Below are 16,729 nucleotides of genomic sequence, written 5' to 3' on the forward strand. Positions count from 1 at the left end.
CCGGGTTCCAGTAAGGCATGGCTACCCTCCGGCGGCCGGCGGGCCGGAACAGGACGTACTACATCCCGTAGAATGCTGTGGTGCGATCACCCGAATCCCCCGTCCTGTCCATCAGCGGGCTAGTCAAGGATGTTGGTCCACTGCCCACCCTCGACGGCAAGATGCTCCGGGTGGTCAGCGGCCTTTCCCTCGTCGCCGAACCCGGCCAGGTCACGGCCCTGCTGGGAGCAAACGGCGCAGGCAAAACTACCACCATCGAATGCGCCCAGGGTCTGCAGAAACGCACCCACGGCAGCATCAGCCTGCTCGGCGAGGACCCGGATACCGCAGGCGCCGGACTGCGTGCCCGCGTCGGGGTGATGCTGCAGGACGGCGGGCTGCCGCCGTCGGCCCGCCCGATCCCGCTGCTCAAGCATATATCCGGCATGTACGAGGACCCGTGGCCGGTCGGGGAACTCATTGAACGCCTCGGCATCGACAGCTTCAGCCGCACCTCGGTGCGGCGGCTCTCCGGCGGGCAGAAGCAGCGGCTCGCGCTCGCCGCGGCGCTGGTGGGCAACCCGGAGGTGCTGTTCCTGGACGAGCCCAGCGCCGGCCTGGACCCGCAGTCGCGCCAGCTGGTGTTCGAACTGATCTCCGAGCTCCGGAACCGCGGGATGGGGATCATCCTGACCACCCACCTGATGGACGACGCCCAGCGCCTCGCCGATTACGTCTACATCATTGACGCCGGCCGCAATGTCGCCGAGGGAACCGTCGCGGAGCTCCTGCAGCACCCTCTGCCGGCCGACGCCGGCCAGCAGCACATCCGCACCCTGCTGTTCGAGACCGACCCCGGACTGGACTTCAGCGGCGTACTGCCCGACGGCGTCAACGTCACCGAACCGCGTGCCGGCAGCTACGCCGCCACCGGCGCACTGACCGCTGCGGACCTCGCCGCGATTACCGCGTGGTGGGCCGCCCGCGGACTGATGCCCCGCTCGCTGAGCCTTGAGGCGCGCAGCCTCGAGGATGTCTTCCTCGACATCTCCGGAAGGGAGATCCGATGACCCGCCATCATGCCGCGCCGGGCAGCGCTCCGCCCGGCCCCTCGGTGCCGGCGCGCCCGCTCGGGAGCGCGCCGGCACCGCTGCTGCGGCGCATTGTGCTGCAGGGCAAGTACGAGACCATCACCATGCTCCGCAACGGGGAACAGCTGATCCTGATGATTGTGCTGCCGCTGCTGGCCATGGTGGGCCTGACCGTCACGCCCCTGCTGGACGGGTTCGGTGCCAGCCGGATCGATGTTGCGGTGCCGGGCATCCTGGCGCTGTGTGCCATGTCCACCGCGTTCACCGGGCAGGGCATCTCCACCGGGTTCGACCGCCGCTACGGTGTCCTGCGTTTCCTCTCTACCACCCCCCTGGGCCGCACCGGCCTGATCGCCGGGAAGATCCTGGCGGTACTGGCGGTGCTGGCCCTGCAGGTGCTGGTGGTCACGGCCGTGGCGCTGCCGCTGGGCTGGCGGCCGGATCCGCTGGGCTGGGTCCCGGGAATGGTCCTGCTGGTCCTCGGTGCCGCGTCCTTCACCGCGCTGGGCCTGCTCGTCGCCGGCACCGTCCGGCCGGAGGCGACCCTGGCGATCACCAACCTGCTCTGGATCCTGCTGGGCGCCCTCGGCGGGATCGTGATCCCGGCCGAACGGCTGCCGGCCCTGCTGCAGGCGGTCGTGCACTTCCTCCCCTCCGGCGCGCTGGGGCAGGCCCTGCGGGACGCCTTCCTGTCCGGCAGCGTCGGCCCCGCCCCTGTCCTTGTCCTGCTGTTCTGGACGGCGATCGCCGGCGGCGCAGCATCCCGTTGGTTCAAATGGAATTGAGAAAACTGTGAGCACGGCCTCCCGCCCTCCCCGGACCGCTTCCCGGAACATCGCCTGGCTGCCCGACACCGTCAACAAGACGGTGCAGCGGCTGGCGGTGCTGTCCCTGATCGGCCAGACCGTCCTGATCGTCACCGGCGGCGCGGTCCGCCTCACCGCCTCGGGCCTCGGCTGCCCGACCTGGCCGCGCTGCACGGACTCCTCACTGGTGAACACCCCTGAAATGGGGATCCACGGCATCATTGAATTCGGCAACCGCCTGCTGACCTTTGCGCTGGCCGCCATCGCCGTGGCCATGCTGGTGTACCTGTGGAACCTCCGCAGGGAACGCCGCGACCTCTTCCTGCTGGCCCTCGGCCTGCTCGCGAGCATCCCGGCGCAGGCGGTGATCGGCGGCATCACCGTGCTGACCCAGCTGAACCCCTGGGTGGTCGGGCTGCACTTCCTGGTTTCGATGGCCCTGGTGGTCGTGGCCACCCTGCTGGTCAACCGTGCCTACGGCCGGACGGGGCAGCACCGGGGGGCGGAACCGGCCGCGCTGCCGGGCGTCGCGCGCCCGCTGATGGGCGCCGTCTGGCTGTTCTCCGCCCTGGCCGTGTGCCTGGGCGTTGTGGTCACGGGTGCCGGTCCGCACGCCGGCGACGCCGATGCCCCGCGCAACAACCTGGACTGGGACCTGTTTTCGCACATCCACGCGGTGCCGGCCTACCTGGTGACTGCCGGGGCGCTGTTCGCGGTGTACCTCGTGGTGCGCGGCGGGATTTCCGGCCCGTTCCGCACCGCTGTCTTCCTGCTCCTGGGCGTCACGGTGCTGCAGGCCGTCATCGGCTTCACGCAGTACTACAACGGCATCCCGGCACTCCTGGTTGGCGCGCACATGCTCGGGTCTGCCCTGCTGATGGGCGCGGCCACCAACGCCGCCGATCTGGCCCGGAGCAGCCCGGTCAAATAACCCCACAAGACAACGCGCCACTAACAACGCGGGGTCACTTACCGCCCATCCGGAGGCCGGAATGGGCGGTAAGTGACCCCGCGTTGGTGTTTGCGTTGGTGTCCGCGTTGGGGTGCCGAGGTGGGGCGGTGGTCCGGGCGGGAGTGCTCAGCCGGCCATGATCGGCGACCCGATGAACGGGTCGACGGCGAGGGCGATGAAGAGCAGGGTGAGGTAGCTGATCGAGCCGTGGAAGACCTTCATGGCGCCCTTGTTGGATACATCGCCGGCCTGCGCCCGGTTGAACAGCGCGTGCGACTCGTAGAGGAACCAGGCACCGGCCAGCACGGCGGTGGCGGTGTAGACCCAGCCCGCGCCGCCGCTCGGAACCAGCAGCAGCGAGCAGGCCACCATGGCCCAGGCGTAGAGGACCACCTGGACCGAGACAACCTTGGCCCCGGCGATCGCGCCGAGCATGGGCACGTTGGCGTTGCGGTAGTCCTCGCCGTAGCGCATGGACAGCGGCCAGTAGTGTGGCGGGGTCCACAGGAAGATGACCATAAAGAGCACAATGGCGGGCCACTCGACCGAGTTGGTGACGGCGGCCCAGGCAATCAGCACCGGGAAGCAGCCTGCCGCCCCGCCCCAGACGATGTTCTGCGCGGTGCGGCGCTTCAGGATCAGGGTGTAGATGACCACATAGAAGACGATGGCACCGACCCCCAGCCAGGCCGCGAGCGGGTTGGCCCCGAACCAGAGGATTGCGATCGCGGCCGCGCCGAGGAGCCAGGAGAAGACCAGCGCCTCCCGCGGTGTCACCTCGCCCGTCACCAGCGGCCGGTTCTCGGTACGGTGCATCAGCTTGTCGATGTCGCGGTCGAAGTAGCAGTTGAAGGCGCCCGCGCTGCCGGCGGCGAAGGCGCCGCCCACCAGGGTTGCCAGAATCAGGCCGATCGACGGGAAGCCGCGCTCCGCGAAGATCATGGTCGGCAGGGTGCTGACCAGCAGGAGTTCGATGACGCGGGGTTTCGTGAGCGCCAGATAGGCCTTGGCTTTACGGGTGAAGCCGACGCTTCCGCGGAGGGGGGAAGCGTTCAGCGGCGTATCTGTTGTGCTCACGGGGCAGTCACTCTGTTCTGTCTGGCTGTTCAGTCCGGCCGGTTCCGCAACGCGGGTTGCATATCGGAGGGGTCCGCGCGCAGCGCAAAAGCGCGTCCCGCTCCGTTGGTAGCCACCAACCATCATACCGTGAAGGCGCTCCCGGACCGGTCCGGCGGATGCCGCCGTCGGGCAGCCATGATTGGCGCAGGTTAACGCGGGCTCACGGCCGCTGCGGGCGCCGGTGATTCATATAAGCGCAAAATCCCGTCCATTTTGTGAGATGTACAGCACCCGGCAGGTGGAATGGGGCTAAGCTGTCTGCAGATCAGCGCGTACGGAGGCGGCCGAAACGGCCGTCGGACGCCCTGCTATGAGCTGCCGGCAGTCAGCTGTCGGCAGCAACTGAGGGTGTGCCTACGCACACGCGACTGAATGATAGATCAACGTTTCGATGGTGAACGGCTGGTACGTACCGCAGCGGGCACCGAACTGTGCCCCGGACGGGACCGATCCTTCCACCCGCCGTCAGCACAGAGAGGGGCCCGGTTTTCGTGCCACATTTGGAAGAGCAAGAACTGTCCTGGACCAATTTGGACCAGCGCGCCGTGGACACCATCCGTGTCCTGGCCGCCGACGCCGTCGAGAAGGTCGGTAACGGCCACCCGGGCACCGCGATGAGCCTGGCTCCTGCCGCGTACCTTCTCTTCCAGAAGCTGATGCGGCACGACCCGAAGAACCCCGACTGGCTGGGACGCGACCGCTTCGTCCTCTCCCCCGGCCATACCTCCCTGACGCTGTACATCCAGCTGTTCCTCTCCGGCTACGGCCTGGAACTGAAGGACCTTGAGGCCCTGCGCACCTGGGGTTCGCTGACGCCGGGCCACCCGGAATACAAGCACACCGCCGGCGTGGAAATCACGACCGGACCGCTCGGCCAGGGCCTGGCCTCCGCGGTAGGGTTCGCCTACTCCCAGCGCCGCATGCGCGGACTGTTCGACGCCGACGCCGCCGCCGGCACCAGCCCGTTTGACCACACCATCTGGGTCATCGCCTCCGACGGCGACCTTCAGGAAGGCGTCACCTCTGAAGCCTCCTCGCTCGCCGGGCACCAGGAGCTCGGAAACCTCGTGGTGATCTACGACGAAAACCACATCTCGATCGAGGACGACACCGACGTCGCGTTCACCGAGGACGTGCTGGCCCGCTACGAAGCCTACGGCTGGCACACGCAGCGCGTTGACTGGCTGCGGACCGGGGAATACAAGGAGGACGTGGCCGAACTGCACGCCGCCCTGCTGGCCGCCAAGGCCGAAACGGGCAAGCCCTCCATCATCTCGCTGCGCACCATCATCGGCTACCCGGCCCCGAAGAAGCAGAACACCGGCAAGATCCACGGCTCCGCACTGGGCGCCGAGGAAGTCGCGGCCCTGAAGAAGGTCCTCGGCTTCGATCCGGAGCGTTCCTTCCAGGTCGACGACGATGTCCTGGCCCACGCCCGCGACGCGGTGGACCGCGGTGCCGCGGCCCGCGCCGCCTGGCAGGACAACTTCGAGGCCTGGCAGTCCGGCAACCCCGAGGGCGCCGCCCTGCTGGAGCGCATCGAGGCCCGGAAGCTCCCGGCCGAGCTCGACGCCGCCCTCCCGGTCTTCGAAGCCGGCAAGGACGTCTCCACCCGCGCGGCCTCGGGCAAGGTCCTGAACGCGATCGGCCCGGTCATGCCCGAACTTTGGGGCGGCTCGGCCGACCTTGCCGAATCCAACAACACCACGATCGAGGGTTCGCCGTCGTTCATCCCAGCGTCCCGGTCCACCGGCGCCTGGAAGGGCAACCCCTACGGCCGGGTGCTGCACTTCGGCATCCGCGAGCACGCCGCCGCGTCGATCGTCAATGGCATCAGCCTGCACGGCCGCACCCGCGCGTTCTCCGGCACCTTCCTGATCTTCAGCGACTACCAGCGCCCGGCGATCCGGCTCGGCGCCCTGATGGGTGTCCCGTCGCTCTACGTCTGGACGCACGACTCGATCGGACTCGGCGAAGACGGCCCCACGCACCAGCCGGTGGAGCAGCTCGCCTCGCTCCGTGCCATCCCGGGCCTGGACGTTGTCCGCCCGGGAGATGCGAACGAGGTCGCGGCGGCCTGGAAGGTCATGCTCGAAAACCACGCCAACCCGGCCGGCATTGTGCTGACCCGGCAGAACATCCCGACCTACGCCCGCGGAACGTCCGACGCCGAGGCGGACACCTTCGGTTCCACCGCCGGAGTCGCAAAGGGCGGCTACGTGCTGGCTGAAGCCTCCCAGGACGGCCGGACCGCCACCGCCCAGGTCATCCTGATCGGCACCGGCTCCGAGGTCCAGCTGGCCGTCCAGGCCCGCGAAGCGCTCCAGGCCGACGGCATCCCCACCCGGGTCGTGTCCATGCCGTGCGTGGAATGGTTCAACAAGCAGGACGCCGCGTACCGCGAAGCGGTGCTCCCGGCCGCCGTCAAGGCACGCGTATCCGTCGAAGCCGGTCTCGCGCTGGGCTGGAGGGAATTCGTCGGCGACGCCGGCCGCTCCATCAGCCTCGAGCACTTCGGTGCCTCCGCGGACTACAAGCGCCTGTTCCAGGAATTCGGTATCACCGCGGAGGCCGTCGCCGCCGCGGCCAAGGATTCCCTCGCTGGCCTCCAGGCCTGACCCACCCCCGCTTCCCGGGCCGCCGCCCCACCCAGGCGGCGGCCCCAGACTTCAGGAGTTCCACATGAACACCACCCCCACACAGCAGCTCTCCGACGCCGGCGTCTCCATCTGGCTCGATGACCTCTCCCGCGGCCGCCTCGCCACCGGCACGCTGCGCAAGCTGATCGAAGAGAAAAACGTTGTCGGCGTCACCACCAACCCGTCCATCTTCCACGCGGCCATCACCACCGGCCACGACTACGACGGCATCATCGCCGCAAAGGCCGCCGCCGGCGCCAGCGTCGAGGAGACCGTCTTCGCGATCACCACGACCGACGTCGCCGATGCCTGCGACCTCTTCGCCCCGGTGGCAGCAGCCACCAAGGGAGTCGACGGACGGGTCTCAATCGAAGTCGACCCCCGCCTGGCCTGGGATACCGAGCACACGATCAAAGAGGCCAAGGAACTCCACGCCCAGGTCAACAAGGACAACGTCCTGATCAAGATCCCCGCCACCCTCGAGGGCCTGGAAGCGATCACCGCCACCCTGGCCGCCGGCATCAGCGTCAACGTCACGTTGATCTTCTCGCTCGAGCGCTACCGCGCCGTCATCAACGCCTTCCAGTCCGGCCTGGAGCAGGCCAAGGAAAACGGCCACGACCTCTCCACGATCCACTCCGTGGCGTCCTTCTTCGTCTCCCGCGTGGACTCCGAAATCGACAAGCGGCTCGACGCGATCGGCACCGACGAGGCACGCGCCCTCAAGGGCAAGGCCGGCCTGGCGAACGCCCGCCTCGCCTACCAGGTCTACGAGGAGCTCTTCGCCACCGAACGCTGGGCCCTTCTCGCCGACGCCGGCGCCCTCCCCCAGCGTCCGCTGTGGGCCTCCACCGGCGTCAAGGACCCGGCCTACCCGGACACCCTCTACGTCACGGAACTCGTCGCCCCCGGCGTCGTGAACACCATGCCGGAAAAGACCCTCGACGCCACCTTCGACCACGGCACCGTCACGGGCAACACGATCGGCCGCGGCTATGACGACGCCAACGCCACGCTGAACGCCCTCGACGCCCTCGGGATCTCCTACAACGAGGTCGTCGCGGTCCTTGAATCCGAAGGCCTCGACAAGTTCGTGGCCAGCTGGAAGGAACTCCTCGCCGACGTCGAGGCAGCCCTCGCCGCTGCACGGAAGGACGCATAGTCCCCATGACCACTCTCAGTTACGACGCCACGGGCGCCGCCCGCCTGGCCCACGAACAGCACCTTCCGGCCCTGCTGGAAGACAAAGTCGCCACCCGGCTCTTCGCGAAGGACGCCACCCTGTGGGGTCCCGACGCCGAGGCCGAGGCGTCCGTCCGGCTCGGCTGGGTCGAGGCGGCCACCGTCTCCCAGGCCCTCGTCGCGGACATCCTGGCGCTCCGGGACGCCCTGCGCGCCGAGGGCGTCAGCCGGATCGTCCTGTGCGGCATGGGCGGCTCCTCACTGGCCCCCGAGGTCATCGCCGGCACGGCCGGCGTCGAGCTGACCGTGCTGGACAGCACCGACCCGGAACAGGTCGCCGCGACCCTCGCTGACCGGCTGGCGGAAACCGCGATTGTGGTGTCTTCCAAGTCCGGCTCCACCCTGGAGACCGATTCCCAGCGCCGGATCTTCGAGCACGCCTTCACCGAGGCCGGACTCGACGCGAAGAGCCGGATCATCATCGTCACCGATCCGGGGTCCCCGCTGGACAAGTCCTCCCGCGAGGCCGGCTACCGTGCCGTGTTCAACGCGGACCCCACCGTCGGCGGGCGCTACTCGGCGCTCACCGCGTTCGGGATGGTGCCCTGCGGCCTGGCCGGCGTGGACATCCAGGCGTTCCTGGATGAAGCGGAGGAAGCCGCCGAGGTGCTCAACGAGGACGGCGAGGAAAACATCGGCCTCGCCCTTGGCTCCGCGCTAGGCGGCACGAACCCGCTGCGCAACAAGATCGTCATCGCCGAGGACGGCTCGGGGATCGTCGGCTTCGCGGACTGGGCCGAGCAGCTCATCGCTGAATCCACCGGCAAGCTCGGCACCGGCGTGCTGCCGGTCGTCGCCGGGCCTTCCTCCCCGGAGGCTGCCCTCGGCGCCCCCGACGTCCTGGTGGTCCGCCTCGTCGCGGCGGATGCCGACGTCGACCTGGGCGCGAACGAGGTCGCGATCGCCGGCGGCCTGCCCACCCAGATGATGACCTGGGAGTTCGCCACCGCGGTCGCCGGACGCCTGCTCGGCATCAACCCCTACGACCAGCCCGACGTCGAAGCCGCCAAGGTGGCCGCCCGCGGACTGCTCGACGCGCAGCCGGAACCGACGCCGGCCAACTTCACCGACGGTGTGATCGAGGTCCGCGGCGGGGAATGGCTCGGCAGCGCCGGCACCGCGGCCGAGGCCGTCAGCGCCCTGCTTGGCGAGCTCGGTCCGGACAACTACCTCAGCGTCCAGGCCTACTTCGACCGGCTCGCCTACGCGTCCCTCGAGGGTGTCCGGGACCAGCTGGCAGCGGTCAGCGGCCGTCCCGTGACCTTTGGCTGGGGTCCGCGTTTCCTGCATTCCACCGGGCAGTTCCACAAGGGTGGCCCCGCGATCGGCGTCTTCCTGCAGGTGACGGCCGCGGCCGCCACCGACCTGGCCATCCCGGACCGTCCCTTCACCTTCGGGGAGCTGATCTCGGCCCAGGCCGCCGGCGACGCGCAGGTACTCTCCGACCACGGACGCCCGGTCCTCCGGCTGCACCTCACGGACCGTGCAGCCGGCGTCCGCCAGCTCCAGGACCTCGTGTCCACGCTGGCCGGCCAGGCAGTTTCCTCCACCGACAGCTAAGGCACCCGAACCACATGCCAGAAAAACACAACGGCGGACGCAAGTCCGCGGGCCCGGGGCGCAACCCGCTCCGGGACCCGCGGGACCGCCGCCTGAACCGCATCGCGGGACCGTCGTCACTGGTCCTGTTCGGGGTCACGGGGGACCTCGCCCGGAAGAAGCTCATGCCGGCCGTGTACGACCTGGCCAACCGTGGACTGCTGCCGCCAAGTTTTGCCCTGGTGGGCTTCGCGCGGCGGAACTGGGAGAACGAGGACTTCGCCGCCGAGGTGAAGGCGGCGGTGAAGGCCTACGCCCGCACCCCGTTCGACGAGACGGTGTGGAAGCAGCTCTCGGAGGGCATCCGCTTCGTGCAGGGCGAGTTCGACGACGATGACGCCTTCAAGCGGCTGTCCGAAACCATCGACGAACTCGATGAGCAGCGCGGAACCCGCGGGAACCATGCGTTCTACCTCTCGATCCCGCCGAACGCGTTCGAACTGGTCTGCCGGCAGCTCTCCAAGCACGGGCTGGCGCAGGCAGAGGGTGACAAGTGGCGTCGCGTGGTGATCGAGAAGCCGTTCGGCCACAACCTCGAGTCGGCGCGGCAGCTCAACGACATCGTCGAGTCGGTCTTCCCGCAGGACGCGGTCTTCCGGATCGACCACTACCTGGGCAAGGAGACGGTGCAGAACATCCTGGCGCTGCGCTTCGCCAACCAGCTCTTCGAGCCGCTCTGGAACGCGAACTACGTGGACCACGTCCAGATCACCATGGCCGAGGACATCGGTACCGGTGGCCGGGCGGGCTACTACGACGGTGTGGGCGCGGCCCGCGACGTCATCCAGAACCACCTGCTGCAACTGCTGGCGCTGACCGCGATGGAGGAGCCGATCTCGTTCAACGCCGATGACCTCCGCGCCGAGAAGGAAAAAGTCCTGGCCGCCGTCCGGCTCCCCGAGGATCTCTCCACGCACTCTGCCCGCGGGCAGTTCACCGGCGGCTGGCAGGGCGGCGAAAAAGTGGTCGGCTACCTGGAGGAAGAAGGCATCCCGGCTGACTCCAAAACGGAAACCTTCGCCGCGATCCGAGTGGACATCAACACCCGTCGCTGGTCCGGGGTGCCGTTCTACCTGCGCGCCGGCAAACGGCTGGGCCGCCGGGTCACCGAGATCGCCGTCGTGCTCAAACGCGCCCCCAACCTGCTCTTCACCGATCACGGCGAGGACGACTTCGGCCAGAACGCCGTCGTGATCCGGGTCCAGCCCGACGAGGGCGCCACCATCCGCTTCGGTTCCAAGGTCCCCGGCACGCAGATGGAAGTCCGCGACGTCACGATGGACTTCGGCTACGGCCACTCCTTCACGGAGTCCAGCCCGGAAGCCTACGAACGGCTCATCCTCGATGTGCTCCTCGGCGAGCCGCCGCTGTTCCCCCGGCACGCGGAAGTGGAGCTGTCCTGGAAGATCCTCGACCCGTTCGAGGAGTATTGGGCGTCCCTGGACGAACAGCCCGAACCTTACGTCCCCGGAAGCTGGGGACCGGCCTCCGCCGGCGAGCTCCTGGCCCGTGACGGACGAACCTGGAGAAGGCCATGATCGTAGACCTGCCCGACACCACCACCTCCAAGATTTCCAAGAAGATCATGGCGCTGCGCGAGCAGGGCGGTGTGATTGCCCTGGGCCGGGTGCTGACCCTCGTGGTGGTCACCAAGTCCGGGCTGGAAGAGGAAGCGATCGAGGCCGCCAACGAGGCCAGCCGGGAGCACCCCTGCCGGATCATCGTCCTCGCCGACGCCGGCGCGTCGGCGCCGACCCGGCTCGACGCGCAGATCCGGGTCGGCGGCGACGCCGGCGCATCCGAGGTCATCCTGCTCCGCGGCTACGGTGAACTCGCCGAGGAAAGCGAATCGCTCGTCGCCGCCCTGCTGCTGCCGGACGCTCCGATTGTGGCCTGGTGGCCGCACGGCGCCCCGAAGAATGCCTGCGAGACGTCGATCGGCCGGATCGCGCACCGCCGGATCACGGATTCGGCGAACGAAAGCGACCCGCAGCGCGCGCTGGACAACATCCGCCGCACCTACAAGGCCGGCGACACAGACCTGGCCTGGACCCGGCTGACAAACTGGCGGATCCAGCTCGCCGCGGCCCTGGACCAGGTCGACGGCGGACCGGTGACGGCCGTCGCCGTCGAAGGCGCGTCCGACTCGCCGTCGACGATCCTGCTGGCGGCCTGGCTCACCCTGGCCCTCGACGCACCCGTCACGATCGTCGCGGATCCCGCCGGCACCGGGATCCGGCGGGTGCGGCTGTCCCGCACCGGCGGCGACGTACAGCTGTTCCGGCCGGGCCTTACCGTGGCAGAACTGAGCCAGCCCGGGCAGCCGGTCCAGCGGATCTCACTGCCGCGCCGGAGCCTGAAAGACTGCCTCGCCGAAGAACTCCGCCGCCTCGACCCGGACGAAGTCTTCGGTGAAGTGATTACTATGGGACTGCCCCGTACCAATCTAAGGAGTGTCCGTCCCAGTGAGCGCTGACCCCAGAGTAAGCATCCATCCCGACTCGACCGTCCTGATGGCCGCCATCGCGGCCCGCCTGATCACCAAACTGGTGGACATCCAGGACAAATACGGCGAGGCGACGGTGGTGCTCACCGGGGGGTCGATGGGCATTGGCTCGCTCAAGGCGGTGGCGGAGTCGCCGGCGTGTCCCGCCGTCGACTGGTCCAAGGTCAACTTCTGGTGGGGCGACGAACGCTTCGTCGCGGCCGATCACCCGGAGCGCAACGCCGTGCAGGCGCACGAGGCACTGCTGGCGCACATCAACGTGGACCCGGCCCGGATCCACGTCCCCGGTGCCACCGGGGAGTTCGGTTCACCGGAGGAGGCGGCCGCGGATTACGCCCGCCGCCTTGGTGAGGCGGCCGCCGCGGAGCACGCGGCGGACATGTCCGATGACCGGCCGGAACGCCCGGCCGCGCTCCCTCGCCTCGATATTGTCCTGCTCGGGGTGGGACCGGACGCGCACGTCGCGTCGCTTTTCCCGGAACAGGCCGGCATCCGGGAAAAGGAACTCTCCGTGGTGGGGGTCCGCAACTCGCCCAAGCCGCCGCCGGAGCGGGTTTCACTGACACTGCCGGCGATCAACTCGGCGTCGGAGATCTGGATGGTCGTGGCCGGCGAGGACAAAGCCGGTGCCGTGGGGCTGGCCCTCGCGGGCGCCAACCCGGTGCAGGTCCCGGCGGCCGGTCCGCGGGGCCGGAATGAGACGCTGTGGCTGATTGCCGAAAACGCGGCGGCCCGGGTACCGGCACAGCTCGTCCGCAAGGGCTAGCGCCGGGCTATCACCCGGGCTGATCCTCCGGGAGGGCCCGGCTGGCGCGCAGCCTCTCGAGCGCTCCGGCCAGTACGTCTTCGGCGTCCTGGCTGGAGCGCCGCTCTTTAACGTATTCCAGGTGGCTTTTATAGCCCTCGACCGGGACTTCGTCGAGCGCGAACTGCGCCTCGTCCCGGGTGGCTGTTCCACCGCAGCGGCGGCAGTCCCAGACGCCGGGGATCTGGTCGTCGGGAAGCTGGGCGAAGACCAGCGGGGTGTCGTGGCCCTTGGCGCAGCGGTAGCTGACGCGGATGCGTGGGGTGCGGACAGCGGCGCCGTCGAGCGGTTCGTGGCGCGGCGTGGCCCCTTCGGTGGCTCCTACGCGGATACCCCGGAATCCGGAGGCGGAATGCAGCATCGGGAACTCCTGGCTACTGAGGTGGACGGATTGGCATGCAACCAGCCACAGTGTAGTTCGGGAGTTCCCGATGCGGGCAGGGCCACAAGGACCCCCTTTATGAAGTTTTTTTGGAGTGCGTCCTAGGAGTCTCCGCCGCCGCTGAAGCGCATGATCAGGCCCAGGCCGATGATAACGACGCCCCAGGTGACGCCGAGGATGATGGTGAAGCGGTTCAGGTTCCGCTCGGCCACGCCGGAGGAACTCAGCCCGGAGCTCATGCCACCGCCGAACATGTCGGACAGACCGCCACCGCGACCCTTGTGGAGCAGGATGAGCAAGGTCAGCAGGAGGCTGGTGATACCCAGGAGGACCTGCAGAATGACATGAAGAACGTCCACGACGGCCTTTCAGAAGATTTGGATTGCGGGGGCCACGACTCTGTCCGGACTAGTCCGTCAGCAGGTGACTCTCGAACCTCACAATATTAGCAAACTCGGCGGCGTCCAGGCTGGCACCACCAACCAGCAGTCCGTCCACGTCGCGTTCCTTCAGGATCGAGGCGGCGTTGTTGGCCTTGACCGAGCCGCCGTAGAGGAGTCGCGTTATGCCGGCGACGTCCGCGCCGAACAGCGTCCCGAGCTCGGCGCGGAGGGCGGCGCACATTTCCTGGGCGTCTTCAGGACCGGCAACTTCACCGGTTCCGATGGCCCAGACCGGCTCGTAGGCGACGACAAGCTGGCCGGCCTGCTCCGGGCTGAGGCCCTCGACGCCGGCGCGGAGCTGCGTGAGCGTGTGCTCGACGTGCGTCCCGGCCTGCCGGATTTCCAGGCCTTCGCCGACGCACAGCACCGGTGTGATGCCGTGCCGGAAAGCGGCCTTGGTCTTGGCGTTCAGGACCTCGTCGGTCTCGTGGTGGATCGTGCGGCGTTCGCTGTGGCCCACCAGGACGTAGGCGCAGCCGAGCTTGCCGAGGAACTGCCCGGAAATGTCGCCGGTGTACGCGCCGGAGTCGAACGGGGACAGATCCTGGCCGCCATAGACGACCTTGAGTTCATCGCCCTGGACCAGGGTCTGGACTCCGCGGAGATCGGTGAACGGAGGGAACACGGCGACCTCCACCCGGCTGTAGTCATGCTTGGCGTCGGACAGGGTCCAGGCGAGCTTCTGCAACAGCGTGATGCCCTGGACATGGTCCATGTTCATCTTCCAGTTGCCCGCGATGAAGGGCGTGCGGTCGAATTTGCCGTTCGTTGACGTGGTCACGTGGTCTCCAGATTGTTCATAGCAGGGGAACAGCCGGCAGGGTGCCCCGTCCTGGGAGAGGGCACCCTGCCGGCTGGCGGGTCTAGCGGTCCAGGACGCTCAGGCCGGGGAGTTCCTTGCCTTCAAGGTACTCGAGGCTGGCGCCGCCGCCGGTGGAAATGTGCCCGAACTGGCCGTCGGCGAAGCCGAGGGTGCGGACCGCTGCGGCGGAGTCGCCGCCGCCGACCACCGTGAACGCGTCCGTCTCGGTCAGCGCCTGGGCGATGGCCCGGGTGCCGGCGGCGAACGCCGGGAACTCGAACACCCCCATGGGGCCGTTCCAGAACACCGTTTTGGCGCCCTGGATTCGTTCCGCGAAAGCTGACGCCGATTCCGGTCCGATGTCCAGCCCGATGCCCTGGGCGCCGAAGCTGCTCTCTTCAATGGCCTCGGCCCGCACCGTTTCATGGTCGGCGTCGGCGGCGAACCTGCTGGCCACCACAACGTCGGTGGGCACCACGAATTCGGTGCCGGCATCCGCGGCGCGCGTGAGGTACTCCTGCACGACCGGGATCTGGTCCTGTTCCAGCAGGCTGCCGGCCACCTTGTGGCCTGCGGCAGCGAGGAAGGTGAACAACATGCCACCGCCGACCAGGATGGTGTCGGCCTTGCCGATGAGGTTATCGATCACTGCGAGCTTGTCCGAGACCTTGGAACCGCCCAGCACCACAACGTAGGGACGCTGCGTGTCGGCGGTGAGCTTGCGCAGCACCTCGACCTCGGTGCGCACCAGGTCGCCCTGGTACGACGGCAGCCGGGTGGCGACGTCGTACACACTGGCATGCTTGCGGTGCACGGCGCCGAAGGCATCGTCCACGAAGGCGCCGTTGGACCCGGTGAGGGCCACCAGCTCGTCCGCGAAGGCGCCGCGTTCGGCGTCGTTCTTCGAGGTCTCGCGGGCGTCGAAGCGCACGTTCTCAAGGATGAGGGCTTCGCCGTCCTGCAGCGCGGCGGCGGACGCCTTGGCGGTGTCCCCGACGGTGTCGTCCGCGAGGGAGACCTTGAACGGGGCGAGTTCGGCCAGCCGCGCCGCGGCGGGCTTGAGCGAATACTTGTCGGCCGGGGCGCCCTTGGGGCGGCCAAGGTGTGCTGTGACCAGCACGCGGGCACCGGCGTCCGTGAGCTTCGCCAGCACTGGCAGGGAGGCCTTGATGCGGCCGTCGTCAGTGACTGAAGAGCCGTCGAGCGGCACGTTCAGGTCACTTCTGACCAGAACGTACCGCCCGCGGACACCATCAGCGATCAGTTCGTCGAGGGTGTGGAATGTCATGAGTCTTACCCTAGCCCAGCTTGGCTGCGACGAGCTCCGTGAGGTCCACGAGGCGGTTCGAGTAGCCCCATTCGTTGTCATACCAGGAAACAACCTTGACCTGGTTGCCGATCACCTTGGTCAGGCCGGAGTCGAAGATGGAGGACGCCGGATCGCCAACGATGTCCGAAGAAACGATCGGTTCGTCGGTGTAGGTCAGCAGGCCCCTGAGCTCGTCCGACTCGGAGGCAGCCTTCAGGGCTGCGTTCACTTCCGCAACCGTCGTCTCCCGGGAGACGACGACGGTCAGGTCCGTCGCGGAGCCGGTGGGAACCGGGACACGGATGGCGTAGCCGTCGAGCTTGCCCTTGAGTTCCGGAAGCACCAGGCCGATTGCCTTGGCCGCACCGGTGGAGGTGGGGACCATGTTGATGGCGGCGGCGCGGGCGCGGCGGAGGTCCTTGTGCGGGCCGTCCTGCAGGTTCTGGTCGGCGGTGTAGGCGTGGATCGTGGTCATCAGGCCGCGCTCGATGCCGAAGGCGTCGTTGACTACCTTGGCCAGCGGGCCGAGGCAGTTGGTGGTGCAGGAGGCGTTGGAGATGATGTGGTGCGCGGCCGGGTCGTAGAGCTTGTCGTTGACGCCCATCACGATCGTGATGTCCTCGCCCGAGGCCGGCGCGGAGATCAGGACCTTCTTGGCGCCGGCGTCGATGTGCTTCTGCGCGTCGGCGGCCTTGGTGAAGAAACCGGTGGATTCGATCACGATGTCGACGCCGAGCTCGCCCCAGGGCAGCTTGGCCGGATCGCGCTCGGCCAGGACCTTGACGATATTGCCGTCGACGACGATGTTGCCGTCCTTGACCTCAATGCTCTCCTGCAGGCGCCCGCCCACGGAGTCGTACTTAAAGAGGTGGGCCAGGGCTTCCGGGCTGGTGAGGTCGTTGACGGCGACGATCTCGAGGTCTGCCCCCTGGGCAAGTGCGGCGCGGAAGTAATTGCGGCCAATACGGCCGAAGCCGTTGATACCAATACGGGTGGTCACGTTTTCAGTCTCCTTGGTGCTCTATCAAGCACGATTAGTTGAGAAGGCGCTCAAG

At 68.2% G+C, this 16,729-nt stretch carries 15 protein-coding genes; 9 read left to right on the top strand and 6 right to left on the bottom strand.

The window, feature by feature from the left end:
* The first annotated feature begins 80 nt into the window (after positions 1–80).
* The 3 genes from AC50X9_RS07135 to AC50X9_RS07145 are packed head-to-tail and all read left to right on the top strand — an operon-like array spanning position 81 to position 2,807.
* A complete protein-coding gene (locus AC50X9_RS07135; RefSeq protein ID WP_494891814.1) occupies positions 81–1,049 on the top strand; it encodes an ABC transporter ATP-binding protein in 969 nt (322 codons plus the stop codon).
* Positions 1,046–1,855, top strand: a complete 810-nt coding sequence (locus tag AC50X9_RS07140) for an ABC transporter permease (protein ID WP_494891816.1) — start codon at positions 1,046–1,048, stop codon at positions 1,853–1,855. The genes AC50X9_RS07135 and AC50X9_RS07140 overlap by 4 nt, the downstream gene beginning before the upstream one ends.
* A 7-nt stretch (positions 1,856–1,862) precedes the next feature.
* Positions 1,863–2,807 carry a COX15/CtaA family protein gene (locus AC50X9_RS07145; RefSeq protein ID WP_494891818.1) on the top strand — a complete coding sequence of 315 codons (945 nt, stop codon included), beginning with the start codon at positions 1,863–1,865 and terminating at the stop codon, positions 2,805–2,807.
* A gap of 147 nt (positions 2,808–2,954) precedes the next feature.
* Here the strand turns inward: AC50X9_RS07145 and AC50X9_RS07150 are convergent, their stop codons facing one another.
* Positions 2,955–3,905, bottom strand: a complete 951-nt coding sequence (locus tag AC50X9_RS07150; protein ID WP_494891820.1) for a heme o synthase — start codon at positions 3,903–3,905, stop codon at positions 2,955–2,957.
* 542 nt (positions 3,906–4,447) lie between these two features.
* On the opposite strand from AC50X9_RS07150, the gene tkt reads away from it, so the two are divergent.
* The 6 genes from tkt (at position 4,448) to pgl (ending at position 12,699) form a co-directional block, all read left to right on the top strand.
* Entirely contained in the window at positions 4,448–6,565 is a 2,118-nt protein-coding gene (gene tkt, locus AC50X9_RS07155; RefSeq protein WP_494891822.1) for a transketolase, read from the top strand.
* Between the two features lie 64 nt (positions 6,566–6,629).
* A complete protein-coding gene (gene tal / locus AC50X9_RS07160) occupies positions 6,630–7,748 on the top strand; it encodes a transaldolase (RefSeq protein ID WP_494891824.1) in 1,119 nt (372 codons plus the stop codon).
* A 5-nt stretch (positions 7,749–7,753) separates the two neighbouring features.
* Entirely contained in the window at positions 7,754–9,388 is a 1,635-nt protein-coding gene (locus tag AC50X9_RS07165; RefSeq protein ID WP_494891827.1) for a phosphoglucose isomerase-related protein, read from the top strand.
* A gap of 14 nt (positions 9,389–9,402) precedes the next feature.
* Positions 9,403–10,965 (top strand): glucose-6-phosphate dehydrogenase, encoded by a 1,563-nt coding sequence (gene zwf, locus AC50X9_RS07170; protein WP_494891831.1) that lies wholly within the window; start codon positions 9,403–9,405, stop codon positions 10,963–10,965.
* A complete protein-coding gene (locus AC50X9_RS07175) occupies positions 10,962–11,903 on the top strand; it encodes a glucose-6-phosphate dehydrogenase assembly protein OpcA (RefSeq protein ID WP_494891834.1) in 942 nt (313 codons plus the stop codon). Before zwf ends, AC50X9_RS07175 begins: the two co-directional genes overlap by 4 nt.
* Entirely contained in the window at positions 11,893–12,699 is an 807-nt protein-coding gene (pgl, locus tag AC50X9_RS07180) for a 6-phosphogluconolactonase (protein ID WP_494891836.1), read from the top strand. Before AC50X9_RS07175 ends, pgl begins: the two co-directional genes overlap by 11 nt.
* A gap of 10 nt (positions 12,700–12,709) precedes the next feature.
* Here pgl and AC50X9_RS07185 read toward each other — a convergent pair whose 3' ends face one another.
* The 5 genes from AC50X9_RS07185 to gap form a co-directional block, all read right to left on the bottom strand.
* Positions 12,710–13,099 carry an RNA polymerase-binding protein RbpA gene (locus AC50X9_RS07185; protein WP_494891838.1) on the bottom strand — a complete coding sequence of 130 codons (390 nt, stop codon included), beginning with the start codon at positions 13,097–13,099 and terminating at the stop codon, positions 12,710–12,712.
* A 122-nt stretch (positions 13,100–13,221) separates the two neighbouring features.
* Positions 13,222–13,479, bottom strand: a complete 258-nt coding sequence (gene secG, locus AC50X9_RS07190) for a preprotein translocase subunit SecG (protein ID WP_494891840.1) — start codon at positions 13,477–13,479, stop codon at positions 13,222–13,224.
* Between the two features lie 49 nt (positions 13,480–13,528).
* Positions 13,529–14,344 carry a triose-phosphate isomerase gene (tpiA, locus tag AC50X9_RS07195; protein WP_494891842.1) on the bottom strand — a complete coding sequence of 272 codons (816 nt, stop codon included), beginning with the start codon at positions 14,342–14,344 and terminating at the stop codon, positions 13,529–13,531.
* A gap of 82 nt (positions 14,345–14,426) precedes the next feature.
* Positions 14,427–15,653: a phosphoglycerate kinase gene (locus tag AC50X9_RS07200; protein WP_494891844.1), complete on the bottom strand. Its 1,227-nt coding sequence runs from the start codon at positions 15,651–15,653 to the stop codon at positions 14,427–14,429.
* A gap of 10 nt (positions 15,654–15,663) precedes the next feature.
* Positions 15,664–16,674, bottom strand: a complete 1,011-nt coding sequence (gene gap / locus AC50X9_RS07205) for a type I glyceraldehyde-3-phosphate dehydrogenase (RefSeq protein WP_494891846.1) — start codon at positions 16,672–16,674, stop codon at positions 15,664–15,666.
* Positions 16,675–16,729 lie beyond the last annotated feature (55 nt).

This window comes from Pseudarthrobacter sp. HLT1-3 (assembly GCF_059383535.1).

What these genes read in the sequence shown, in the direction of transcription:
- tal (WP_494891824.1), top strand. Translation starts at nt 6,630, where the DNA reads ATGAACACCACCCCCACACAGCAGCTCTCCGACGCCGGCGTCTCCATC.
- AC50X9_RS07200 (WP_494891844.1), bottom strand. Translation starts at nt 15,653, where the DNA reads ATGACATTCCACACCCTCGACGAACTGATCGCTGATGGTGTCCGCGGG.
- zwf (WP_494891831.1), top strand. Translation starts at nt 9,403, where the DNA reads ATGCCAGAAAAACACAACGGCGGACGCAAGTCCGCGGGCCCGGGGCGC.
- AC50X9_RS07140 (WP_494891816.1), top strand. Translation starts at nt 1,046, where the DNA reads ATGACCCGCCATCATGCCGCGCCGGGCAGCGCTCCGCCCGGCCCCTCG.
- AC50X9_RS07175 (WP_494891834.1), top strand. Translation starts at nt 10,962, where the DNA reads ATGATCGTAGACCTGCCCGACACCACCACCTCCAAGATTTCCAAGAAG.
- AC50X9_RS07185 (WP_494891838.1), bottom strand. Translation starts at nt 13,099, where the DNA reads ATGCTGCATTCCGCCTCCGGATTCCGGGGTATCCGCGTAGGAGCCACC.
- AC50X9_RS07165 (WP_494891827.1), top strand. Translation starts at nt 7,754, where the DNA reads ATGACCACTCTCAGTTACGACGCCACGGGCGCCGCCCGCCTGGCCCAC.